17 protein-coding genes and 1 pseudogene are annotated in these 19,617 nt (G+C 68.1%); 11 read left to right on the forward strand and 7 right to left on the reverse strand.

All coding sequences use genetic code 11. The features are described 5' to 3' along the window. The first annotated feature begins 141 nt into the window (after positions 1-141). Positions 142-1,197, forward strand: coding sequence for a serine hydrolase domain-containing protein (locus ACFYPJ_RS01305; protein ID WP_389008602.1), 1,056 nt, complete (start codon positions 142-144; stop codon positions 1,195-1,197). Between the two features lie 22 nt (positions 1,198-1,219). Here ACFYPJ_RS01305 and rbsD read toward each other — a convergent pair whose 3' ends face one another. The 5 genes from rbsD to ACFYPJ_RS01330 form a co-directional block, all read right to left on the reverse strand. After that, entirely contained in the window at positions 1,220-1,609 is a 390-nt protein-coding gene (gene rbsD / locus ACFYPJ_RS01310) for a D-ribose pyranase (RefSeq protein ID WP_389008605.1), read from the reverse strand. Beyond that, positions 1,606-2,508, reverse strand: coding sequence for a ribokinase (locus ACFYPJ_RS01315; RefSeq protein WP_389008608.1), 903 nt, complete (start codon positions 2,506-2,508; stop codon positions 1,606-1,608). Before ACFYPJ_RS01315 ends, rbsD begins: the two co-directional genes overlap by 4 nt. Positions 2,509-2,581: 73 nt before the next feature. Continuing rightward, on the reverse strand, positions 2,582-4,537 hold the full coding sequence (locus tag ACFYPJ_RS01320; protein WP_389008611.1) for a substrate-binding domain-containing protein: 1,956 nt from the start codon (positions 4,535-4,537) through the stop codon (positions 2,582-2,584). Continuing rightward, positions 4,527-6,092: a sugar ABC transporter ATP-binding protein gene (locus tag ACFYPJ_RS01325; RefSeq protein WP_389008614.1), complete on the reverse strand. Its 1,566-nt coding sequence runs from the start codon at positions 6,090-6,092 to the stop codon at positions 4,527-4,529. Before ACFYPJ_RS01325 ends, ACFYPJ_RS01320 begins: the two co-directional genes overlap by 11 nt. Next, on the reverse strand, positions 6,089-7,243 hold the full coding sequence (locus ACFYPJ_RS01330) for a LacI family DNA-binding transcriptional regulator (protein WP_389008617.1): 1,155 nt from the start codon (positions 7,241-7,243) through the stop codon (positions 6,089-6,091). The genes ACFYPJ_RS01325 and ACFYPJ_RS01330 overlap by 4 nt, the downstream gene beginning before the upstream one ends. A 177-nt stretch (positions 7,244-7,420) precedes the next feature. On the opposite strand from ACFYPJ_RS01330, the pseudogene ACFYPJ_RS01335 reads away from it, so the two are divergent. The 4 genes and pseudogenes from ACFYPJ_RS01335 to ACFYPJ_RS01350 all read left to right on the forward strand — a co-directional run. Beyond that, positions 7,421-7,581, forward strand: a pseudogene (locus ACFYPJ_RS01335) (IS5/IS1182 family transposase); the annotation flags it as partial. A 136-nt stretch (positions 7,582-7,717) separates the two neighbouring features. Next, entirely contained in the window at positions 7,718-8,644 is a 927-nt protein-coding gene (locus ACFYPJ_RS01340; protein WP_389008620.1) for a hypothetical protein, read from the forward strand. A gap of 476 nt (positions 8,645-9,120) precedes the next feature. Continuing rightward, complete coding sequence (locus tag ACFYPJ_RS01345; RefSeq protein WP_389008623.1) at positions 9,121-10,017, forward strand: hypothetical protein; 897 nt, start codon at positions 9,121-9,123, stop codon at positions 10,015-10,017. Between the two features lie 211 nt (positions 10,018-10,228). After that, complete coding sequence (locus ACFYPJ_RS01350; RefSeq protein ID WP_389008626.1) at positions 10,229-11,143, forward strand: hypothetical protein; 915 nt, start codon at positions 10,229-10,231, stop codon at positions 11,141-11,143. A gap of 229 nt (positions 11,144-11,372) precedes the next feature. Here the strand turns inward: ACFYPJ_RS01350 and ACFYPJ_RS01355 are convergent, their stop codons facing one another. Further along, positions 11,373-11,951 (reverse strand): VOC family protein, encoded by a 579-nt coding sequence (locus ACFYPJ_RS01355; RefSeq protein WP_389008629.1) that lies wholly within the window; start codon positions 11,949-11,951, stop codon positions 11,373-11,375. Between the two features lie 377 nt (positions 11,952-12,328). On the opposite strand from ACFYPJ_RS01355, the gene ACFYPJ_RS01360 reads away from it, so the two are divergent. Both ACFYPJ_RS01360 and ACFYPJ_RS01365 read left to right on the forward strand, forming a co-directional pair. After that, entirely contained in the window at positions 12,329-12,802 is a 474-nt protein-coding gene (locus tag ACFYPJ_RS01360) for a hypothetical protein (protein WP_389008632.1), read from the forward strand. A gap of 39 nt (positions 12,803-12,841) precedes the next feature. Further along, the gene (locus ACFYPJ_RS01365; RefSeq protein WP_389008634.1) at positions 12,842-13,336 is read left to right on the forward strand and encodes a general stress protein; all 495 of its coding nucleotides are present in this window, start codon (positions 12,842-12,844) and stop codon (positions 13,334-13,336) included. Positions 13,337-13,369: 33 nt separating this feature from the next. On the opposite strand, the gene ACFYPJ_RS01370 is transcribed toward ACFYPJ_RS01365, so the two are convergent. Continuing rightward, positions 13,370-13,804, reverse strand: coding sequence for an ATP-binding protein (locus ACFYPJ_RS01370; RefSeq protein WP_389008637.1), 435 nt, complete (start codon positions 13,802-13,804; stop codon positions 13,370-13,372). 239 nt (positions 13,805-14,043) lie between these two features. On the opposite strand from ACFYPJ_RS01370, the gene ACFYPJ_RS01375 reads away from it, so the two are divergent. The 4 genes from ACFYPJ_RS01375 to ACFYPJ_RS01390 all read left to right on the forward strand — a co-directional run bounded on the left by ACFYPJ_RS01375 (position 14,044) and on the right by ACFYPJ_RS01390 (position 18,918). Continuing rightward, positions 14,044-14,895: a helix-turn-helix transcriptional regulator gene (locus ACFYPJ_RS01375; protein ID WP_389008640.1), complete on the forward strand. Its 852-nt coding sequence runs from the start codon at positions 14,044-14,046 to the stop codon at positions 14,893-14,895. Positions 14,896-14,903: 8 nt separating this feature from the next. Then, on the forward strand, positions 14,904-15,098 hold the full coding sequence (locus ACFYPJ_RS01380; protein ID WP_389008643.1) for a DUF397 domain-containing protein: 195 nt from the start codon (positions 14,904-14,906) through the stop codon (positions 15,096-15,098). A gap of 76 nt (positions 15,099-15,174) precedes the next feature. Then, positions 15,175-17,430: an ATP-dependent RecD-like DNA helicase gene (locus tag ACFYPJ_RS01385; RefSeq protein ID WP_389008646.1), complete on the forward strand. Its 2,256-nt coding sequence runs from the start codon at positions 15,175-15,177 to the stop codon at positions 17,428-17,430. Positions 17,431-17,628: 198 nt separating this feature from the next. After that, complete coding sequence (locus tag ACFYPJ_RS01390) at positions 17,629-18,918, forward strand: citrate synthase (protein WP_389008649.1); 1,290 nt, start codon at positions 17,629-17,631, stop codon at positions 18,916-18,918. Positions 18,919-19,617 lie beyond the last annotated feature (699 nt).

The raw sequence follows: 19,617 nt of genomic DNA on the forward strand, positions 1-19,617 counted from the left end.
TGGACGCCCACCGCCCCAACCCCACCCGCGAGATCACCATCGGCCCGGACGCGATCCAAGCAGCCCGCCACGCCGCTGCCCAGCCCGCCTCCTGAACATCACTACGCTGACCGGCGGGATGCCCCAGCGAAGAGGGAGACCATGGCGTACGACATCGACCGCATCGAAGCCCTGTTGGACGAAGGCGTCCGCGACAAGGTGTACCCAGGGGCTGTATGGGCCGTCGGTGACGCCACCGGAGTCCGCGTCCAAGGCGCCACCGGCGTCCTCGACCCCGACGACCCCGACGTGCCGATGCGCCCCGACACCGTCTTCGACGTCGCCAGCCTCACCAAGATTCTCGCAGTGTGGTCATCCATCGGTGTTCTGTGGGAGGACGGCGCCCTCGACCTCGACCAGCCGCTCGGCGCCTTCTGGCCCGAGGCCACCGGCCATCCCCTCGGCGCCGTGACCGCCCGGCAGCTACTGACGCACACAGCAGGCCTTCCCCTGCGGGCCCAACTGAAGAACCTCTACGGCACCAACCAGGACGACATCCGCCGAGGCGTTCTGCACGAAAAACTCCACCGGCCACCAGGCGAGGCCGTCGAATACACCGACCGGGCGGCCCTCATCCTCGGTTACCTCTCCGAACACTTCTCCGGCCAGGCCCTGGACGAGCTGGCCACCACCCGCATCTGGAAACCACTGGGCATGCACTCCACCCGCTTCGGCCCGCTGCCCGCTGAGATCGCAGCCCGCTGCGCCCCGACCGAACTCGACCAGGACACCGACACCCACCTCAAGGGCACCGTCCACGACTTCTCCGCACGCCTCCTGGGCGGCGTCTGCGGCATCGCCGGCGCCTTCACCGTCCTCGACGACCTCGCCGTCCTCCTGCGCTACATGTTGGACACCGGTACCGCACGGGAGCGCTCCGGCTTCGGCCATGCGTGGACCACGACGTCACTGACCGTCCAGACCGGCACCTTGACACCCGTGCGCGGCCTGTTCTGGCACGCGGCTCCCGGGACCGCCCCAGCCGACGACGTCTGGGTCCACTACGGATTCACCGGAACCGGCATGTGGATCTCACCCGGCCAAGGACGATGGGCCGTGCTGCTGACCAACAAGCTCTACTACACCCGCGACCGTGGCCCTCTCACCACCGTGCGCGATGGCCTTTGCGAGCTGGCCTTCGAGCCGGCCGCCGGATGAGCGCCGGCTGTACGGGTACCGGCTAGAAGAACACCCCGCACCGCAGCAACACGTTCGCATACGGGTGCGCCTCGCCGGTGCGGACGATCAGCCGGGCGTCCCCGGAGAGTTGCTTCAGCCGCTCGTGCGGGACCAGCGTCAGGTCCGGGAAGTGCCCGTCGAGCAGGGCGAAGGCCGCCGGATTGGCCGTCCTTACCTCGTCGGCCGCCGTCGCGCCCTCCACCACGAGTTCGGCGAGCAGCCCCTCAAGGACCTCGGCGAACGACGGCACGCCCGCCCGGAAGGCCAGGTCGACCAGGTGGGGGCCGCGCGGGATCGGCAGGCCGACGTCGCACACCAGCACCCCGTCGCCGTGCCCCAACTCCGCGAGCGCACCGGACAGTTGGGCGTTGAGTATGCCCGCCTTCTTCACAGCGCCTCGACCTCCGGCGCCGTCGGGTACGACTCCTGGGCGCCCTGTTTCGTCACCGCCGCCGCGCCGACGCGGGCCGCGTAGGCCGCCGCCTCGGGCAGGGCGGAGCCCGCGCCGAGCTTCCAGGCCAGCGCGGCGGTGAACGCGTCGCCCGCGCCCGTGGTGTCCACGGCGGCCACCTTCACCGACGGCACCCGGGTCACGCCGTGGGCGTCGGCGGTCAGCGCGCCCTGGGCGCCCAGGGTCACCACCACCGACCGCGGGCCCTGTGCGAGCAGGGCCCGCGCCCAGTCCTCGGGCTGCTCGCCCGTCTGGTCCTCGCCCAGGATCACCTGCGCCTCGTGCTCGTTGACGATCAGCGGGTCGCAGGCGGCCAGCACCTCCTTGGGCAGGGGCCGGGGCGGGGAGGGGTTGAGGACGAAGCGGCTGTCCGGGCTCAGGTTCCGCACCACCTCGACGACCGTCTCCAACGGGATCTCCAACTGCGCGGAGATCACCCGGGAGGCGCCCAGCAGGCCGCCCGCGGCCCGTACGTCCGCCGGGGTCAGCTGCCCGTTGGCGCCCGGCGACACCACGATGCTGTTGTCGCCGGACGGGTCGACGGTGATCAGCGCGACGCCGGTGGGTGCGCCGCCCACCAGGACGCCCGCGGTGTCGACCCCGGCCGTCCGCTGCGAGTCGAGCAGCAGCCGGCCGTGCGTGTCGTCGCCGACCCGGGCCAGCAGGGCCGTACGCGCCCCCAGCCGGGCGGCCGCGACCGCCTGGTTGGCGCCCTTGCCGCCGGGATGGACGGCCAGGTCGGAGCCGAGCACGGTCTCTCCGGCGCCGGGGCGGCGCTCGACGGAGATCACCAGGTCGGCGTTGGCCGATCCCACGACCAGGAGGTCGTAGTCGTACATCGGATGGGCTCCCTGTGGGTGCGGAGGGGTATGGGCGGGGACGAAGAGGGCGAGAGGGGGGCGCGGTGGCGTGTCAGCCGGTGAACCCGTTCACGTTGTCCTTGGTGACCACCTTCACCGGTACCTTCACCGTCTCGTTGATCTTCTTGCCCTTGAGCGCGTCGAGCGCGTTGTCCACCGCGATCTTGCCCAACTGGGAGGGCTGCTGCGCCACCGACGCGTACAGCGTGCCGTTCTTCACGGCGGTCAGGCCGTCCGGGGTGCCGTCGAAGCCGACGACCGGGACCGACTGGCCGGCCTTCGAGCCCAGGGCCTTGATCGCGCCGAGGGCCATCTCGTCGTTGGCGGCGATGACGCCCTGCACGTCGGGGTGGGCCTGGAGCAGGTTCGACATCACGTCGAGCCCCTTGGTGCGGTCGAAGTCGGCGGGCTGCTGGGCCACGACCTGGATGCCCGGGTACGCCTTGAGACCCGCGGCGAAACCGGCGGCGCGCTCGCGGGCGGCGGAGGTGCCGGCCTGCCCCTGGAGGATCACGATCTTCCCGGAGCCGCCCAGCTTCTCGGCGATCGTCTTGGCGGCGAGTTCGCCTCCGGTGACGTTGTCGGAGGCGACGAGGGCGTCCGTACGGGCGTTGTTGACGCCGCGGTCGACGGCGATCACGGGGATCTTCGCCTGGTCGGCGGCCTTCACGGAGTTGCCCGCGGCGTCCGAGTCCACCGGGTTGACGATGATCGCGCCGAGCCGCGAACTGGTGAAGTTCTGCAACTGGTTGGCCTGCTGCGAGGCGTCGTTCTGGGCGTCCGTGACGGTCAGGCCGACGCCGAGCTTCTTCGCCTCGGCCTGCGCGCCCGCCCGGATCTGCACGAAGAACGGGTTGTTGAGGGTGGACAGCGACAGGCCCACCTTCGGGTTGTCGCTGCCGGAGGAACCGTTGTGCAGGAAGGAGGTGGCCCCGACGATCGCCACCGTGACCACGGCGGCCAGACCGTACGACGCCGCCTGCCGGCCCCGGTTGCCACCGCCGCCGCTGCCCGCGCCCTGCGGGACCGTGCCCGCCTTGCGGCGCAGGGTGTCGAGCAGCACGGCCAGCGCGATGACGACGCCGATCACGACCTGCTGCCAGAAGGCGGACACGGACAGCAGGTTGAGGCCGTTGCGCAGCACCGCGAGGATCAGCGCGCCGATCAGCGTGCCGAACGCCTTGCCGGTGCCGCCCGCGAGCGAGGCGCCGCCGATGACGACCGCGGCGATGGCGTCCAGCTCGTAGCCGTCGGCGGCCTGCGGCTGCGCGGAGGACAGCCGGGAGGCGAGCACGATGCCCGCGGCGGCGGCGAAGACGCCGGAGAGGGCGTAGATCGCGAGCTTCTGCTTCTTGACGCGCAGGCCCGACAGGCGCGCGGCCTCCTCGTTGCCGCCGATCGCGTACATGGAACGGCCGATGTACGTCCGGCCGAGCACGAACGCCGCGATCAGCCCCATGACGACCATGACCAGCACCGGCACGGGCAGCCAGCCGCCCAGGGTGTCGCCGAGGTGCGAGACGGAGGAGGGGAAGGGGATGGGGGAGCCCTGCGAGATGACCAGGGCCAGACCGCGGCCCACCGACAGCATGGCGAGCGTCGCGATGAACGGCGGCAGCTTCCCGTACGCGATCAGGAAGCCGTTGACGAGGCCGCAGACGATGCCGGTGATGATCGCGAGGATCACGGCGAGGGCGACCGGCACGCCGTGCTGGGTGGCGCCCCAGGCGAGGACCGTGGCCGACAGCGCGGCGACCGAACCGACCGACAGGTCGATGCCCGCCGAGACGATCACGAAGGTCACGCCGAAGGCGAGGATCGCCGTCACCGCCGCCTGGACGCCGATGTTCAGCAGGTTGTCGGTCGTCAGGAAGTCGCCGGACAGGGCCGACAGGACGATGACGAGGACGATGAGCGCGGTGAGCGCGCCGTTTTCGAGCAGCAGGCGGCGCAGGCCGCCCGGGGCGCCGCTCGTGCCCGTGCGGCTGTCGAGCGTGTCAGTGGCCACGAGCGGCCTCCGTTTCGGTCGTAGGAGCGGTGGGGGGAGTAGCGGGGGAGGTAGCGGTGGGAGTGGCGGGGGTGCTGACGGCGAGTGCCATCACGGCGTCCTGGGTGGCCTCGCCGGCCGCGAGTTCGCCCGCGATCCGGCCCTGGGCCATCACCAGCACCCGGTCGCTCATGCCCAGCACCTCCGGCAGATCGCTGGAGATCATGAGGACGGCGGCGCCCTGGGCGGTGAGTTCGTTGATGAGCTGGTAGATCTCGACCTTGGCGCCGACGTCGATGCCGCGCGTCGGTTCGTCGAGGATGAGCACCTTGGTGTCGGCGAGCAGCCACTTGCCGATGACGACCTTCTGCTGGTTGCCGCCGGAGAGCGTGCCCACCTGCTGCCCGAGGCCCGCCATCCGCACGCCGAGTTGCCCGGCGATCCGTTCGGCCGCCCGGTGCTGCCCCCTCCGGTCGACGAGCCCGGCGTGGGTCGCGGTCCGCATGGTCACCAGGCCGAGGTTCTCCTCGACGGACGCGTCGAGGACCAGGCCCTGGCCCTTGCGGTCCTCGGGTACGAGGCCGATCCCGGCGGTCAGCGCCGCGCTCACGTCGTGCCGTCGCAGCGGTGCGCCGGCGACCCGCACGGCCCCCTTGTCATAGGGGTCGGCGCCGAACACGGCCCGGACCACCTCGGTGCGGCCGGCCCCGACGAGCCCCGCGACGCCCACGACCTCGCCGGCGTGCACCTGGAAGCTGATGTCGTGGAAGACACCGTTGCGGGTGAGGCCGTCCACGGTGAGCAACGCGTCACCGGCCGCGGGGCGTTCCCGCGGGTACTGCTGCTCGATGGAGCGGCCCACCATGAGCCGTACCAGCTCGTTCTCGGGTGTGTCGGCGGGGACCTGGCCCACGCTCCGGCCGTCCCGGATGACGGTCACCCGGTCGCCGAGCGCGGCGATCTCCTCCAGGTGGTGGGTGATGAACACGACCCCGACGCCGTCCGCGCGCAGCGCACGCACGATGGCGAACAGCTTCTCGACCTCTTCCGAGGTGAGCACGGCGGTCGGCTCGTCCATGATCAGCACGCGTGCGTCCAGGCTGAGCGCCTTGGCGATCTCGACCATCTGGAGGCGGGCGATACCGAGTTCACGGACACGCGCGCGTGGCGACACGTTCAGGCCCACGCGAGCGAGCAGAACCTCCGCGTCCGCCTCCATCCTCTTCCGGTCGATCATCCCGAAGCGCCGCGGCTGGCGGCCCAGGAAGATGTTCTCGGCGACCGTCAGGTCGGGTACGAGGTTGAACTCCTGGTAGATGGTGGCGATACCGAGGCGCTCGGAGTCCTGCGCACTGTGGATGCGCACCTCCTCACCGCCGGCCAGGATCCGCCCGGCGTCGGGGCGGTAGGCACCGGAGAGCATCTTGATCAGGGTGCTCTTGCCGGCGCCGTTCTCACCGAGGAGCACATGCACCTCGCCGCGGCGCAGGTCGAAGTCGACACTGTCGAGCGCGACCACGCCGGGGAAGGTCTTGCGAATGCCCTCGATGCGCAGCAACTCGTCCGGGTTGCTCACGACTGGCTCCTGTTCATTGCGGGGGACGGCTCTGACGGCTCTGACGGCTCTGACGGCTCTTGGGGAACTGGCGGCTCGCGGGGCGCGGATGGCTCTCGGGAGGCTGACGATGCCCCGGGCGCCGACGGCTTCCGGGGCGCGGGGACCGGTTTCGGGGGATCCGGCTCCCCGCACGAGCGGCGCACGACGAGCCGGGCGGCGAGGGTGACGGACTCGGCGGCCCGCCCCTCGATACGGTCCACCAGGGCCCGTACGGCGGCCCGGCCCAGTTCGCCCGTGGGCTGGGCGACCGTGGTGACCGGCGGATCGGTGTGCACGAACCACGGGATGTCGTCGAACGCGGCCAGCGCCAGGTCCTCCGGCACCCGCAGCCCGCGCGCGCGGACGGCGTCCAGCGCGCCCAGCGCCATCAGGTTGTCGGCGGCGAAGACGACCTCGGGCGGCTCGGGCAGGTCGAGGAAGCCCTCGGTGACCCGCCGGCCGCTCTCGGCCTTGAAGTCGCCCTGGCCGATGTAGGCGGCGGGCAGCGGGATCCCGTACTCGGCCATGGCCGCCCGGAACGCCTCGACGCGCTCACTGCCGGTCGTGGTCGCGGCGGGCCCCGAGATGATCGCGAGCCGCCGGTGCCCGAGCCGGTGCAGATGGGCGACGAGATCCCGGATCGCGCCCTGCCCGTCCGCGCGGACCACCGGGACCTCCACGCCCGGGATCCACCGGTCGACGAAGACCATCGGCGTGCCCGACCGCACCGCGTCCAGCATCAGCGGCGAGCCGCCGTCGGTCGGCGAGACGAGCAGCCCGTCGATCCGGCGGTCCAGCAGGTTCCGTACGTGATGGTCCTGGAGGTCGGGCCGTTCGTCGGCGTTGCCGATGATGACGCTGTACCCGAGCGTGCGGGCCTCCTCCTCGACGGAGCGGGCCAGTTCGGTGAAGTACGGGTTGAGCACGTCGCTGATGACCAGGCCGAGGGTGTGGGTCTGGTCTGTGCGCAGGGAGCGGGCGACGGCGTTGGGCCGGTAGCCCAGGGCGTCGACGGCGGCCAGCACGCGCGCACGGGCGTCCGCGCTGACCGACGGATGGTCGTTCAGGACCCGCGACACCGTGGCGACGGAGACTCCCGCCTCGGCGGCGACGTCCTTGATGCTCGCCATCGCCGTACCACCTCCTTGTGGACACGCTTGAGGACATGTGTGAACGCGCCTGGGCACGCCTGTACACACCCGACCACGCGCATGGAATCGATTACATCGGCGCGTACGGAGGATTGGAATCGATTCCACGGGGTGCGGGCAAGAGGTGGAGGACGGTCGAAACCCAACCGTGACCCGAGCGTGCCGAGGGCCCGGGCGCCGGACCTTGCCACCGTGCCGGAGTGCGCGAGGGCGACCGGGCCGGCACGGTGGGACCTCGACGGCGCGGTCATCCGTACCGACCGTGTCGCTGCCCCGGCTCCCGTGGCGCGGGCCTGTGGGGGTCCGGAAAACACCGATAGCACGGTGTAAGCGGAACCTGGCTGACGAACCGAGGTCCCGCCCTCACCGCACACGCCGTGGTGCGGGGTGAACCAGCGGAAGATGGGAGCCGTTGCTTGGGGGAAGTCTGCCTGGTCCTGGAGGAGGCCCGCCGTGAAAATTTCCGATGCACAACTTACAGTGGAACTGGATGCGCGTGAAGTAGGTAAATTGCCCACCCAAAAATACCCGTTCATTGATGTGAAGGTGGATGGTAGCCTCGAATATTTTTCTCTCCGCGGATGGCTTGACAACCAGCTCTACAGGGGGCGTAAGGATGCTTACTCGCCGGGCTTGACCAAAGCACTTAAAAAGCATGGATATGAACCCGAGCAATTTGAAGATATGTGGAAGCTTCGGAGGTTGCAGGAAAATCAGGATCGCGGCCGAACCGGTACCTCCCGCAGTGAAAGGGGGGAAAGCTCTCGTGCTCCGGAGGATGTGCAGCCGTCGGCCGGCTTCCCTGGTCGGTCGGGCCCGGCCGACGTACCCCTGAATCCTGCGTACGGCCATGGGGTGGGAGTCGGCACACAGGGTCACGTCATGCCCCACGCCGAGGACGATTCTTTCTTCGAAGAGGAATCTCGCAAGTTGGCCCTGGAGGTCATGGTAGAAGTCCCGGACTGGCCGGTACTCCTCCCCTCCGCCATCGCCCAGGGTTACCTGCCGCAGCAAGATTTCAACGGAATGCCGGTCAGTTCCGGGAACTACCAGGCAGCCCTGGCTGTGCCCGCTGTGCCCCCTGGTCCGGTCGACGATTTCGGCTACCCGTCGGGACCCGGCCCACAGGGCGGGCTGGCCCAGCCTTACGGCAACTCCGGCCAAGCCCAGATTGCTATGGGCTCCGGCCAAGCCGAGACCGTTATGGGATACGGCCGAAGCGGTCTGCCCGACAACCCTGTCGGGGGGTACGCCTCCCGGACTCAGCCCCCGCTCGGCTCGGCCGGCCGGTTCGGGACTCACGGGGCGGACCTGAACACGGCGGACCGAGGCTGGACGGGCCGGCAGGCGTCACCGCGGGGGAACGCACCGACGCCTTGATGGAACTCCACCGGTACCCGGGCGGCTACTTTCAGGAGTGCGACCGTCGACGGAGCTGTCGGTGAACCAGTCCGCCCGCCTATGACGACCGTCTGCCGGTTGCCGCCGGAGAGCGTGCCCACCTGCTGCCCGACGCCCGCCACCCGCGCGCCGAACTGACCGGCGATCCGTTCGGCCGCCCGGTGCCCGAGCGTGCCGAGGGTCCGGGCTCCGGACCTCGCCACCGTGCCGGAGTGCGCGAGGGCGCGGCCGGGCCGGCGCGGTGGGACCTCGACGGCATGGTCATCCGTACCAACTGGGCCACCGCCCCGGCTCCCGTGGCGCGGGCCTGTAGTGGTCCGGAAACACCGATATCACGGTGGAAACGGAACCTGGCTGACGAACCGAGGCCCTGCCCGCCGCGGTGCGGGGTGAACCAGCGGTAGGTGGGAGCCGTTACTTGGGGGACGTCTGCCTGGTCCTGGAGGAGGTCTGCCATGAAGATGTCCGATGAACAACTTGCGTCGGCACTGAATGGATTTGAAGTAGATGAATTGCCCAATCAGGGAGACCCGTTCATCTATGTGAAGGTGAATGGTAAACTCGAATCCTTTTCTCTCTACGCATGGTTGGCGAACCGGGTCGCCGTCGGGCGTCCGAGGCGTTACTCGCCGGACTTGATCGAAGCACTTAAAAAGCATGGATATGAGCCCAAGCAAGTTTCCGGTATGTGGAAGCTCAATAATTTGAGAAAGTGGCGTCGCGGCCGAACCGGTAAATCCCGCAGTAAAAAAGGGGAAAGCTCTCGCGCTCCGGAGGCTGCGAAGCCACCGGCCGGCTTCTCTGGTCGGTCGGGCTCGGCCGACGTACCCCTGAATCCCGCGTACGGCCATGGGGTGGGAGTCGGCACACAGGGGGATGTCATGCCCCACGCCCAGGACAATTTCGACTTCGAAGAGGAATCTCGCAGGTTGGCCCTGGAGATCATGGAAGAAGTCCCGGACTGGCCGGTACTCCTCCCTTTCGCCATCGCTCAGGGTTACCTACAGGAGCCAGGTTCCAACGGAATACCGGCCGGTTTCGGGAACCACCAGGCCGCCTTGGCTGTGCCCACTGTGCCCCCTGGTCCGGTCCACGATTTCGGCTACCCGTCGGGACCCGGCACACAGGGCGGCCTGGCCAAGCCTTACGGCAACTCCGGCCAAGACCAGATCGCTATGGGCTACGGGCAAAGCGGTCTGCCTGACAACCCCGTCGGGGGGCACGCCTCCCTGACTCAGCCCCTGCTCGGCTCGGCCGGCCAGTTCGGGACTCACGGGGCGGACCTGCACACGGCGGACCGAGGCTGGACGGGCCGGCGGGCGTCACAGCAGGGCAACGCACCGACGCCTTGATGGAACTCCACCGATACCCGGGCGGCTACTTTCAGGAGTGCGACCGTCGACGGAGCTGTCGGTGAACCTTGCCCGGACTTCGCGGAAGTATGGGCAAGGCTGACGAATCGAGGTCCCGCCCTCACCGAACACGCCGCGGTGAGGGGTGAACCAGCGGAAGGTGGGAGCCGTTACTTGGAGAAAGTCTGCCTGGCCCTGAAGGAGGCCCGCCGTGAAGATGTCCGATGAACAACTTACAGTGGCACTGAATGCGTTTGAAGCAGGTAAAGTGCCCGCCCAAAAATCCCCTGTGGAGGTGGATGGTAGACCCCAACACTTTTCTCTCCGCCAATGGTTTTACAACCAGGTCTACAGGGGGCGTAAGAACGCTTATTCGGCGGAATTGATCAAAGCACTTGAAACGCATGGATATGAACCCGAGCAAGTTTCCGATGGATGGAAGCTTCGGAGGTTGCAGAAAAATCAGGATCGCGGCCGAACCGGTACCTCCCGCAGCGAAAGCAGGGAAAGCTCTCGCGCTCCGGAGGATGTGCAGCCGTCGGCCGGCTTCCCCGGTCCGTCGGGCCCGGCCGACGGACCCCTGAATCCCGCGTACGGCCATGGGGAGGTAGTCGGCACACAGGGTGACGTCATGCCCCACGCCGAGGACGATCCTTTTTTCGAAGAGGAATCTCGCAGGTTGGCCCTGGAGATCTCGGTAGAATTCCCGTACTGGCCGGTACTCGTCCCCGTCGTCGCCCAGAGTTACCCGTCGCAGCAAGATTTCAACGGAATGCCGGTCAGCTCCGTGAACTACCAGGCAGCCCTGGCTGTGCCCACTGTGCCCCCCGGTCCGGTCTACGATTTCGGCTACCCGTCGGGACCCGGCCCACAGGGTGTCCTGGCCCAGCCTTACGGCAACTCCGGCCAAGCCCAGATTGCTATGGGCTCCGGCCAAGCCGAGACCGTTATGGGATACGGCCGAAGCGGTCTGCCCGACAACCCTGTCGGGGGGTACGCCTCCCGGACTCAGCCCCCGCTCGGCTCGGCCGGGCAGTTCGGGACTCACGGGGCGGACCTGAACACGGCGGACCGAGGCTGGACGGGCCGGCAGGCGTCACCGCGGGGGAACGCACCGACGCCTTGATGGAACTCCACCGATAGCCGGGCGGCTACTTTCAGGAGTGCGACCGTCGACGGAGCTGTCGGTGATCAGACGGGGCTGCGCCGAGGTGACCCCCGCGTCACGCAGCGCGGCAGCCTTCCACGGTTTGGGAAAAACATGTTCGTCGCGCTGCGCGGTGCTGCCGCTCGGCCGGGCGTGCCGCCTGCCGGAGGGAGCGCCTCCCGCCCGGCCCGGCGTCAGAGGGCGCGCATCAGCTGGGAAGGTCCTGGCCGGACTCTTCGTGCGCCAGGTACGTGGCATACCAGTCCGGCCAGTTGGGGTCCGCCGAACCAGTCCGCTCCTCGTGCTCTTTGTGGGCCGCCTCCGCACGGCGCAGCGCAGCTGCGAGATCGGCCACCGACGTGAATGCCGTGCCCGCCCCGGGGTCGAGACGTCCGGGCAGGCGTGACGTGACCTCTTGCAGCCACCAGATGTTCCCGTCAGGGTCGACGAGTTGAGCGAGGGAGTGGTAACTGTGGTGCTCGGGGTCGGGGCCGGGCTCCTGATGGCCCTTTTCGGGGTGAGAGATTTCGCCCACCGCGACACCCGCAGCGAGTAGTTTCTCGCGAGTGGCCTGAAGGTCCGACACCGCCAAGAACATGCCCTGCGCCGAGCCGGGGGCAGCTTTCGTCCGGCCCACGGTGCCGAACTGTACCGAGCACCCCGAACCCGGCGGCGTGAACTGCACGACGCCGGGCGGCGTCTTGTCCAGTCGCCAGCCGAGGCGAGTGTAGAACTCTTTCGATCGCTCGACATCCGCCACCGGAATGTTGACCACTTCGAATTTCATGTCAGGCATGTTTCCCGCCACCGGTTCCACCATCGCTCTCAGTTCGTGGTGAGTCACCTACGGTGCTATTCGATCATTCCTCTCATCAATTTAATTGAACCGTCCTGAGGGTGCACCCGGGCGCACCCGACCCCGGCACCCCCACGACCTGCACGACACCCCCGACCGGCTTATCATCGGGTAAGCCGGGTCGGGGAATCCCCTGGTAAAGAAATGAGGTACGTGCCGGGGCGCCGCCTCCTCGGCCGGTTGTCCAAATGGATCCGTCCCATGTTTTTCCATCGTCTCTTTGTCATCTCGGGTGAACCGCATGCGCAAGTCACCGCAGAACTCGGGGGCATAACGACTCCGACGCGGCCGTTCGCCAAGGGGAGACCATGACCTATCCTCGATCCATCCTCCTCGGAGCAGCGGCAGGCGCTGCCGGGACCACAGCCCTCGACATCGTCGGTTATGCCGACATGGCGTATCGCGGCAGGGCGGCGAGCGACACACCCGAAATCACCGTGCGCAAGTTCGCGGCCAGGTGGCACATACGTATTCCCGGTGAGGGCGAGGCGCTGGCGAACCGGGTGAGTGGCCTTGCTCCCCTGACCGGTTATGCGGCAGGTCTCGGCATGGGCGCCCTGCTGGGCTTCGCCGGTGCGGCCGGCTGGAATCCGCCGACGCCCTGCAAGTACCTCGCCGCCACGGTGGGTGCGCTTGTCGGAACCAACGGACCCATGACCGTGCTGGGCGTGACGGATCCACGGACCTGGGGAATGGCGGGTTGGATTTCCGACATCGTTCCGCATCTCGCGTACGCCCTGGTCACCGTAAGCGTTCTGGACCGGCTGCTGCCCTCGTCGTGACCGAGGGCCGCAGCAATGAAGAGTGAGAAGGACTGTGGCATGGCATCGAACGATTTCGGCATACCTCTCGAACCCGGAGCCCACAACAGCGTCAGCGCCGCGTGGAACACCGTCGCGAGTTACGAGTCCTACGAGGAGGCGCAGGCAGCGGTCGACCGGCTGTCGGATGAGAAGTTCCCCGTGGAGAACATTGAGATCGTCGGGTCGCAGCTGCGGCTCGTCGAACACGTCACCGGCCGCGTCACCCCGGGCAAGGCGGCTGGTGCGGGTGCTGCCAGCGGCGCATGGTTCGGTTTGTTCATCGCCTTGCTGGTGGGTCTGTTCTCCTCCGTGACGACCTGGCTTGCCCTCATCGTGGCCGGACTGCTGATCGGTGCCCTGTGGGGAGCCGTCTTCGGTTTCGTGGGCCACAGAGCTACCGGTGGCCGCCGGGACTTCTCCTCGACGAGACGCCTCGTTGCGTCGAAGTACGACGTGATCGCGCGGGGCGGTCTGACCGAACGGGCCCAGGAGATTCTGCGAACTGCCCACTGATCCTCGGGATGAGGCCGGTGTGCGGGGCAGGGATCATGCAGCGGGCAGCCCTCGGGCCGCCGTGAGTTCGCACCACACGTATTTGCCCCGGTCGCCGAACCGGGCCGAGGGCCGCCAGCCCCAGTAGTCGGCGCAGGCCGTCACCAGCCCCAGACCCCGGCCCTCCTCCAGTTCGAGGGCCTGCTCCAGAGGTTGCGGCGGGTCCGGCGGCTCGGGGTCGCTGTCCCATGCCCCGATCCACACCATGCCCTCCGGGTTGCGGCGCACCCTGAGCGCGGCGGGCCCCTTTGTATGCCGTACTGCATTGGACACCAGCTCCGCCGCCAGCAGCTCCGCCGTGTCCACGAGCCCGATCAGACCATGGACCGTCAGAATCAGCCGCAGGGTGCGGCGGCAGACGGTGACCGCTCTGAGGTCGTTGGGGATGTAGAGGGTGTAGTCCCACGTTTCGTGGCCGTTTTCGGGCATGGGTCAACTCCGGTTGGGTGGTGGGGGGTTGGTACGGGAGCGCCGCGAGGAGCGGTGGTGGCCTTGCCGCATCCGTCATGGCAGGACGGAGCGGTGCGCTTCCGGTGCCCCGGTGTTTTCGCAGCGTGTGCGTCGCATCACCGACGGTAGACCTGAAAGTTTCGGTTCAGCAAGCTGGTCCCGTAATCTGACCCACGAACGAGTCGCGATCACAGGCGTATTGGGGCGGGGAACGGTCAATGAGCACGAGGCGCGAACCAACGGCACGACAGATGCGTTTGGCGGTCGAACTGCGCAGGCTTCGTGACGCGGCAGGTATCAGTGCTCGTGAGGCGGCAGCCATGCTTGGCGTGAGCTCCGTCCAGATCAGCCAGATCGAGTCCGGCCTGTCAGGGGTGAGCGAAGTACGCCTTCGGCGCCTTGCCTCCAATTACGCCTGCACGGACGATGGGCTGGTCGACGCCCTGGTAGCCATGGCTACCGATCGAACGCGCGGCTGGTGGGAGGAGTACCGGGGCTTGCTCCCCACACCGTTTCTGGACATCGCTGAGTTGGAACATCACTCGACCTACCGCCGGGACGTGGAGTTCCTGATCGTTCCTGGTCTGCTTCAGACGGATGCGTACGCTCGCGCCGCTTTCTCGTCCAGGATCCCTGAGGTTCCTCCTGAGGAGCTCGAACTACGTGTTCGTCATCGGATGCAACGGAAGGTGATCTTCGAAGCTCCGGCTCCTGCGCCGTACGAGGCTGTGATCCATGAGGCTGCGCTTCGTATCAGGGTCAGCGACCGCAGCGTCGCACGAGCACAGCTCGCTCGCGTTCTGGAGCTCTCCGAAGCCGATCACATCTCCGTTCGCGTCATCCCCTTCGATTTGGACTGCTTCGGCGGAACCTGGAGCTCCGTGATGTTGGCGGGTGGTGCGGTGCCGAAACTGGATACAGCTCTGGGTGACGCGCCTCACGGTACGGCCTTCATTGACTCCGAAGCCCAACTCGGCGTGTTTCGAACACTGTTCCGTAGAGTGGAAGCTGTGTCGCTGGACCTGGAACGGTCACGCGACTTCATCCACGGGCTGGCCAAGGAACTGTGAGGTGCGCGGTGATCATATTCTGCAACTGGCGCAAGTCGTCCTACTCCGGTGGCGGCGACGGCAACAACTGTGTGGAAATTGCCGACTCGCCGACCCATGTCGCCGTCCGCGACTCCAAGGCCCCGGCCAGAACCGCCCTCACCTTCCCCGCCGACGCCTTCACCACCTTCCTCGAAGCACTCAAGAAGCACCCCCCTCGCTGACCTGCAACCGACCCCGCCGACCCCCCCGCTGACCCGGCCGGACGGCACTGTCGCAGCCCGGCGGTACCGTCGGAGCATGGTGCAGCAGGTGGGGAACGAGACGGCCGAGCGGAAGCTCGCCGTACTCGAAGGTGTGCTGGAGCGGATCACGTACGCCAACGAGGACAACGGCTACACCGTCGCCCGCGTAGACACCGGCAGAGGCGCCGCGGACCTGCTCACGGTGGTCGGCGCGCTGCTCGGCGCGCAGGTGGGGGAGTCGCTGCGGATGGAGGGCCGGTGGGGCTCCCATCCGCAGTACGGCAAGCAGTTCACCGTCGAGAACTACACCACCGTGCTGCCGGCGACCGTCCAGGGCATCCGGCGCTACCTCGGTTCGGGCCTGGTCAAGGGCATCGGGCCGGTCTTCGCCGACCGCATCACCCAGCACTTCGGCCTGGACACGCTGCGGATCATCGAGGAGGAGCCGAAGCGGCTGATCGAGGTGCCCGGCCTCGGCCCGAAGCGCACCGGGAGGATCGCCGACGCCTGGGAGGAGCAGAAGGCGATCAAAGAGGTCATGCTGTTCCTCCAGACCGTCGAGGTGTCCACGTCCATCGCCGTGCGGATCTACAAGAAGTACGGTGACGCGTCCATCTCCGTCGTGAAGAACCAGCCGTACCGGCTGGCCGCCGACGTCTGGGGCATCGGCTTCCTCACCGCTGACAAGATCGCCCAGTCCGTCGGCATTCCGCACGACAGCCCGGAGCGCGTCAAGGCGGGCCTGCAGTACGCGCTGTCGCAATCCGCCGACCAGGGCCACTGCTTCCTGCCCGAGGAACGGCTCATCGCCGACGCGGTCAAGCTGCTCCAGGTCGACACCGGCCTGGTCATCGAGTGCCTGGCCGAGCTGGCCGAGCCGCCCGAGGACGGCTCCGATCCGGGCGTCGTACGGGAGAAGGTGCCCGGACCCGACGGCGGCGAGCCCGTCACCGCGATCTATCTCGTCCCCTTCCACCGGGCCGAACTCTCCCTCGCGGCCCAGCTGTTGCGCCTGCTGCGCACCGACGAGGACCGGATGCCGGCCTTCCGGGACGTCGACTGGGACAAGGCCCTCGGCTGGCTCAAGGGGCGCACCGGCGCCGACCTCGCGCCCGAGCAGGAGGCCGCCGTGCGGCTGGCGCTGACCGAGAAGGTCGCCGTCCTCACCGGCGGCCCCGGGTGCGGCAAGTCCTTCACGGTCCGTTCCATCGTGGAGTTGGCCCGCGCCAGGCAGGCCCGGGTCGTGCTCGCCGCGCCCACCGGCCGGGCCGCCAAGCGGCTGGCCGAGCTGACCGGCGCCGAGGCGTCCACCGTGCACCGGCTGCTGGAGCTGAAGCCGGGCGGCGACGCGGCGTATGACAAGGACCGCCCGCTCCAGGCCGACCTGGTCGTCGTCGACGAGGCATCCATGCTGGACCTGCTGCTCGCCAACAAGCTGGTCAAGGCGGTGCCCCCGGGTGCCCATCTGCTGTTCGTCGGGGACGTCGACCAGTTGCCGAGCGTCGGCGCGGGCGAGGTGCTGCGGGACCTGCTGGCCGACGGCAGTCCGATGCCGTCCGTCCGTCTCACCCGGGTCTTCCGGCAGGCCCAGCAGTCCGGCGTGGTGACCAACGCGCACCGCATCAACTCCGGTCAGCACCCGCTCACCGACGGCATGAAGGACTTCTTCCTCTTCGTCGAGGACGACACGGAGGAGGCCGGCCGCCTCACCGTGGACGTGGCCGCGCGCCGTATCCCGGCCCGGTTCGGGCTCGACCCGCGCCGCGACGTGCAGGTGCTCGCGCCGATGCACCGCGGCCCGGCCGGCGCGGGCACCCTCAACGGGCTGCTCCAGCAGGCCGTCACCCCCGCCCGCCCGGACCTGCCGGAGAAGCGGTTCGGCGGCCGTGTTTTCCGCGTCGGCGACAAGGTCACCCAGATCCGCAACAACTACGAGAAGGGGGAGAACGGCGTCTTCAACGGCACCGTGGGCGTGGTCACCTCGCTCGACCCGGTCGAGCAGCGGCTGACGGTCCTGACCGACGAGGACGAAGAGGTGCCGTACGACTTCGACGAACTGGACGAGCTGGCCCATGCGTACGCGGTGACCATCCACCGCTCGCAGGGCAGCGAGTACCCGGCCGTGGTGATCCCCGTCACCACGGGAGCCTGGATGATGCTCCAGCGGAATCTGCTCTACACGGCGGTCACCCGTGCGAAACGGCTGGTCGTCCTCGTCGGTTCGCGCAAGGCGATCGGCCAGGCGGTGCGCACCGTGTCGGCCGGACGGCGGTGCACGGCCCTGGCCTTCAGGCTGGAGCACAGAAAATGATCGATCAAATCAGTCGGGAAGGTCACAGGGGACTTCCAGATGGGCAGACAACGGGGCAGGATGAGCAAGTTGGCGGCACTGAGTGCCGTCGATGGGCCTAATGGTCGACCCCGAGTGCACTCTCCTGAGCCAAATGGGGGATGGTAGAGACAGTCAGGGCACCTCGAAGATGAGGCACTACGTCGGTGAGGGAAAGACGTGAGCGACAACTCTGTAGTACTGCGGTACGGCGACGGCGAGTACACCTACCCGGTGATCGACAGCACCGTCGGTGACAAGGGCTTCGACATCGGGAAGCTCCGCGCTCAGACCGGTCTGGTGACTCTGGACAGTGGTTACGGCAACACGGCCGCCTATAAATCCGCCGTCACCTACCTCGACGGCGAGGCGGGCATCCTGCGGTACCGGGGTTACCCGATCGAGCAACTGGCGGAGCGCTCCACCTTCCTGGAGGTGGCGTACCTGCTGATCAACGGCGAGCTGCCGACCGTGGACGAGCTGACCACGTTCAAGAACGACGTGACGCAGCACACGCTGCTGCACGAGGATGTCAAGAACTTCTACACGGGCTTCCCGCGCGACGCCCACCCGATGGCCATGCTGTCGTCGGTCGTCTCGGCGCTGTCCACCTTCTACCAGGACAGCCACAACCCGTTCGACGAGAATCAGCGCAACCTCTCCACCATCCGCCTGCTCGCCAAGCTCCCCACCATCGCGGCGTACGCCTACAAGAAGTCGATCGGCCACCCGTTCGTCTACCCGCGCAACGACCTCGGCTACGTCGAGAACTTCCTCCGGATGACCTTCTCGGTCCCGGCCGACGAGTACGAGCCGGACCCGGTCGTCGTCGGCGCCCTCGACAAGCTGCTCATCCTGCACGCCGACCACGAGCAGAACTGTTCGACCTCCACGGTCCGCCTGGTCGGCTCCTCCCAGGCCAACATGTTCGCGTCGATCTCGGCCGGCATCTCCGCCCTGTGGGGCCCGCTGCACGGCGGCGCCAACCAGTCCGTCCTGGAGATGCTGGAGGGCATCCAGGAGAGCGGCGGTGACGTCGACACCTTCATCCGCAAGGTGAAGAACAAGGAGGACGGCGTCCGCCTGATGGGCTTCGGCCACCGGGTCTACAAGAACTTCGACCCGCGCGCCAAGATCATCAAGGCTGCCGCGCACGATGTGCTCTCGGCCCTCGGCAAGTCCGACGAGCTGCTCGACATCGCCCTCAAGCTGGAGGAGCACGCCCTCTCCGACAGCTACTTCGTCGAGCGCAAGCTCTACCCGAACGTGGACTTCTACACCGGTCTGATCTACCGCGCCATGGGCTTCCCGACGGAGATGTTCACCGTCCTGTTCGCCCTCGGCCGGCTGCCGGGCTGGATCGCCCAGTGGCAGGAAATGATCAAGGAGCCGGGTTCCCGCATCGGCCGCCCGCGCCAGATCTACACGGGCGTCGTGGAGCGTGACTTCGTGCCGGTCGAGGGTCGCTGACACCCTGCCGGTCAAGGCCGTCCGGTCCCCACGGGGGGCGGGGCGGCCCCATACGTGCCCCTTCGGCTGCGCGGCCGCTCTCCGGCCCGCGCGCCGGAGGGGCACGTTTGTGTATGGCGTCTTGGCGTCTGTGCCGTTCCATGGCGTCTGTGCTGTCCGTGGTGACTCGGACACGGTAGGAATCCCGTAGTCCTGATGTCCCGTAGTCCTGACGTCCCGTAGTCCTGATGTTCCGCAGGCCGGACATCTCGCAGGCCGGACATCTCGCGGGCCCGACACCTCACAGGCTCGATGGCCTGTGGAATCCCCGTGGGGTCCCCGCGGACGCAGAAGGCGCCCTGGAACGCCGGTCCCCCCACGGGCCGACGACCAGGGCGCCTTCCCGTGTCCCGGTACGGATTCCCCCCACGGGATCCGGCCGGGCGCTTGTGAAAGCAGCGCCTGAATCGCTGCGTGAGCACAACGAGCAAAACCCGCCGTACTCCAGTGATGCGTGCATCTGCCGGGACCCGTACAGACCGGGAGGGCCGCTCAAAGCTTCCCGGTGTACGTGCCCCGGCAACGCATCTCTGAGGAAGTCCCCCAAGACATCCTCAGATGCCAGCCGACGCCCCCCAAGACGTCGCCTGGCATCGTCAACTTAGACCGTCGAACCCCTTCGATGGTTACGTTCACACCACTGTGATCTGCGTCTCTTGC

It is taken from the genome of Streptomyces sp. NPDC006012 (assembly GCF_042871185.1).
Classification (GTDB): domain Bacteria; phylum Actinomycetota; class Actinomycetes; order Streptomycetales; family Streptomycetaceae; genus Streptomyces.

What these genes read in the sequence shown, in the direction of transcription:
- ACFYPJ_RS01305 (WP_389008602.1), top strand. Translation starts at nt 142, where the DNA reads ATGGCGTACGACATCGACCGCATCGAAGCCCTGTTGGACGAAGGCGTC.
- ACFYPJ_RS01315 (WP_389008608.1), bottom strand. Translation starts at nt 2,508, where the DNA reads ATGTACGACTACGACCTCCTGGTCGTGGGATCGGCCAACGCCGACCTG.
- ACFYPJ_RS01330 (WP_389008617.1), bottom strand. Translation starts at nt 7,243, where the DNA reads ATGGCGAGCATCAAGGACGTCGCCGCCGAGGCGGGAGTCTCCGTCGCC.
- ACFYPJ_RS01345 (WP_389008623.1), top strand. Translation starts at nt 9,121, where the DNA reads ATGAAGATGTCCGATGAACAACTTGCGTCGGCACTGAATGGATTTGAA.
- ACFYPJ_RS01355 (WP_389008629.1), bottom strand. Translation starts at nt 11,951, where the DNA reads ATGAAATTCGAAGTGGTCAACATTCCGGTGGCGGATGTCGAGCGATCG.
- ACFYPJ_RS01360 (WP_389008632.1), top strand. Translation starts at nt 12,329, where the DNA reads ATGACCTATCCTCGATCCATCCTCCTCGGAGCAGCGGCAGGCGCTGCC.
- ACFYPJ_RS01365 (WP_389008634.1), top strand. Translation starts at nt 12,842, where the DNA reads ATGGCATCGAACGATTTCGGCATACCTCTCGAACCCGGAGCCCACAAC.
- ACFYPJ_RS01370 (WP_389008637.1), bottom strand. Translation starts at nt 13,804, where the DNA reads ATGCCCGAAAACGGCCACGAAACGTGGGACTACACCCTCTACATCCCC.
- ACFYPJ_RS01375 (WP_389008640.1), top strand. Translation starts at nt 14,044, where the DNA reads ATGAGCACGAGGCGCGAACCAACGGCACGACAGATGCGTTTGGCGGTC.
- ACFYPJ_RS01385 (WP_389008646.1), top strand. Translation starts at nt 15,175, where the DNA reads ATGGTGCAGCAGGTGGGGAACGAGACGGCCGAGCGGAAGCTCGCCGTA.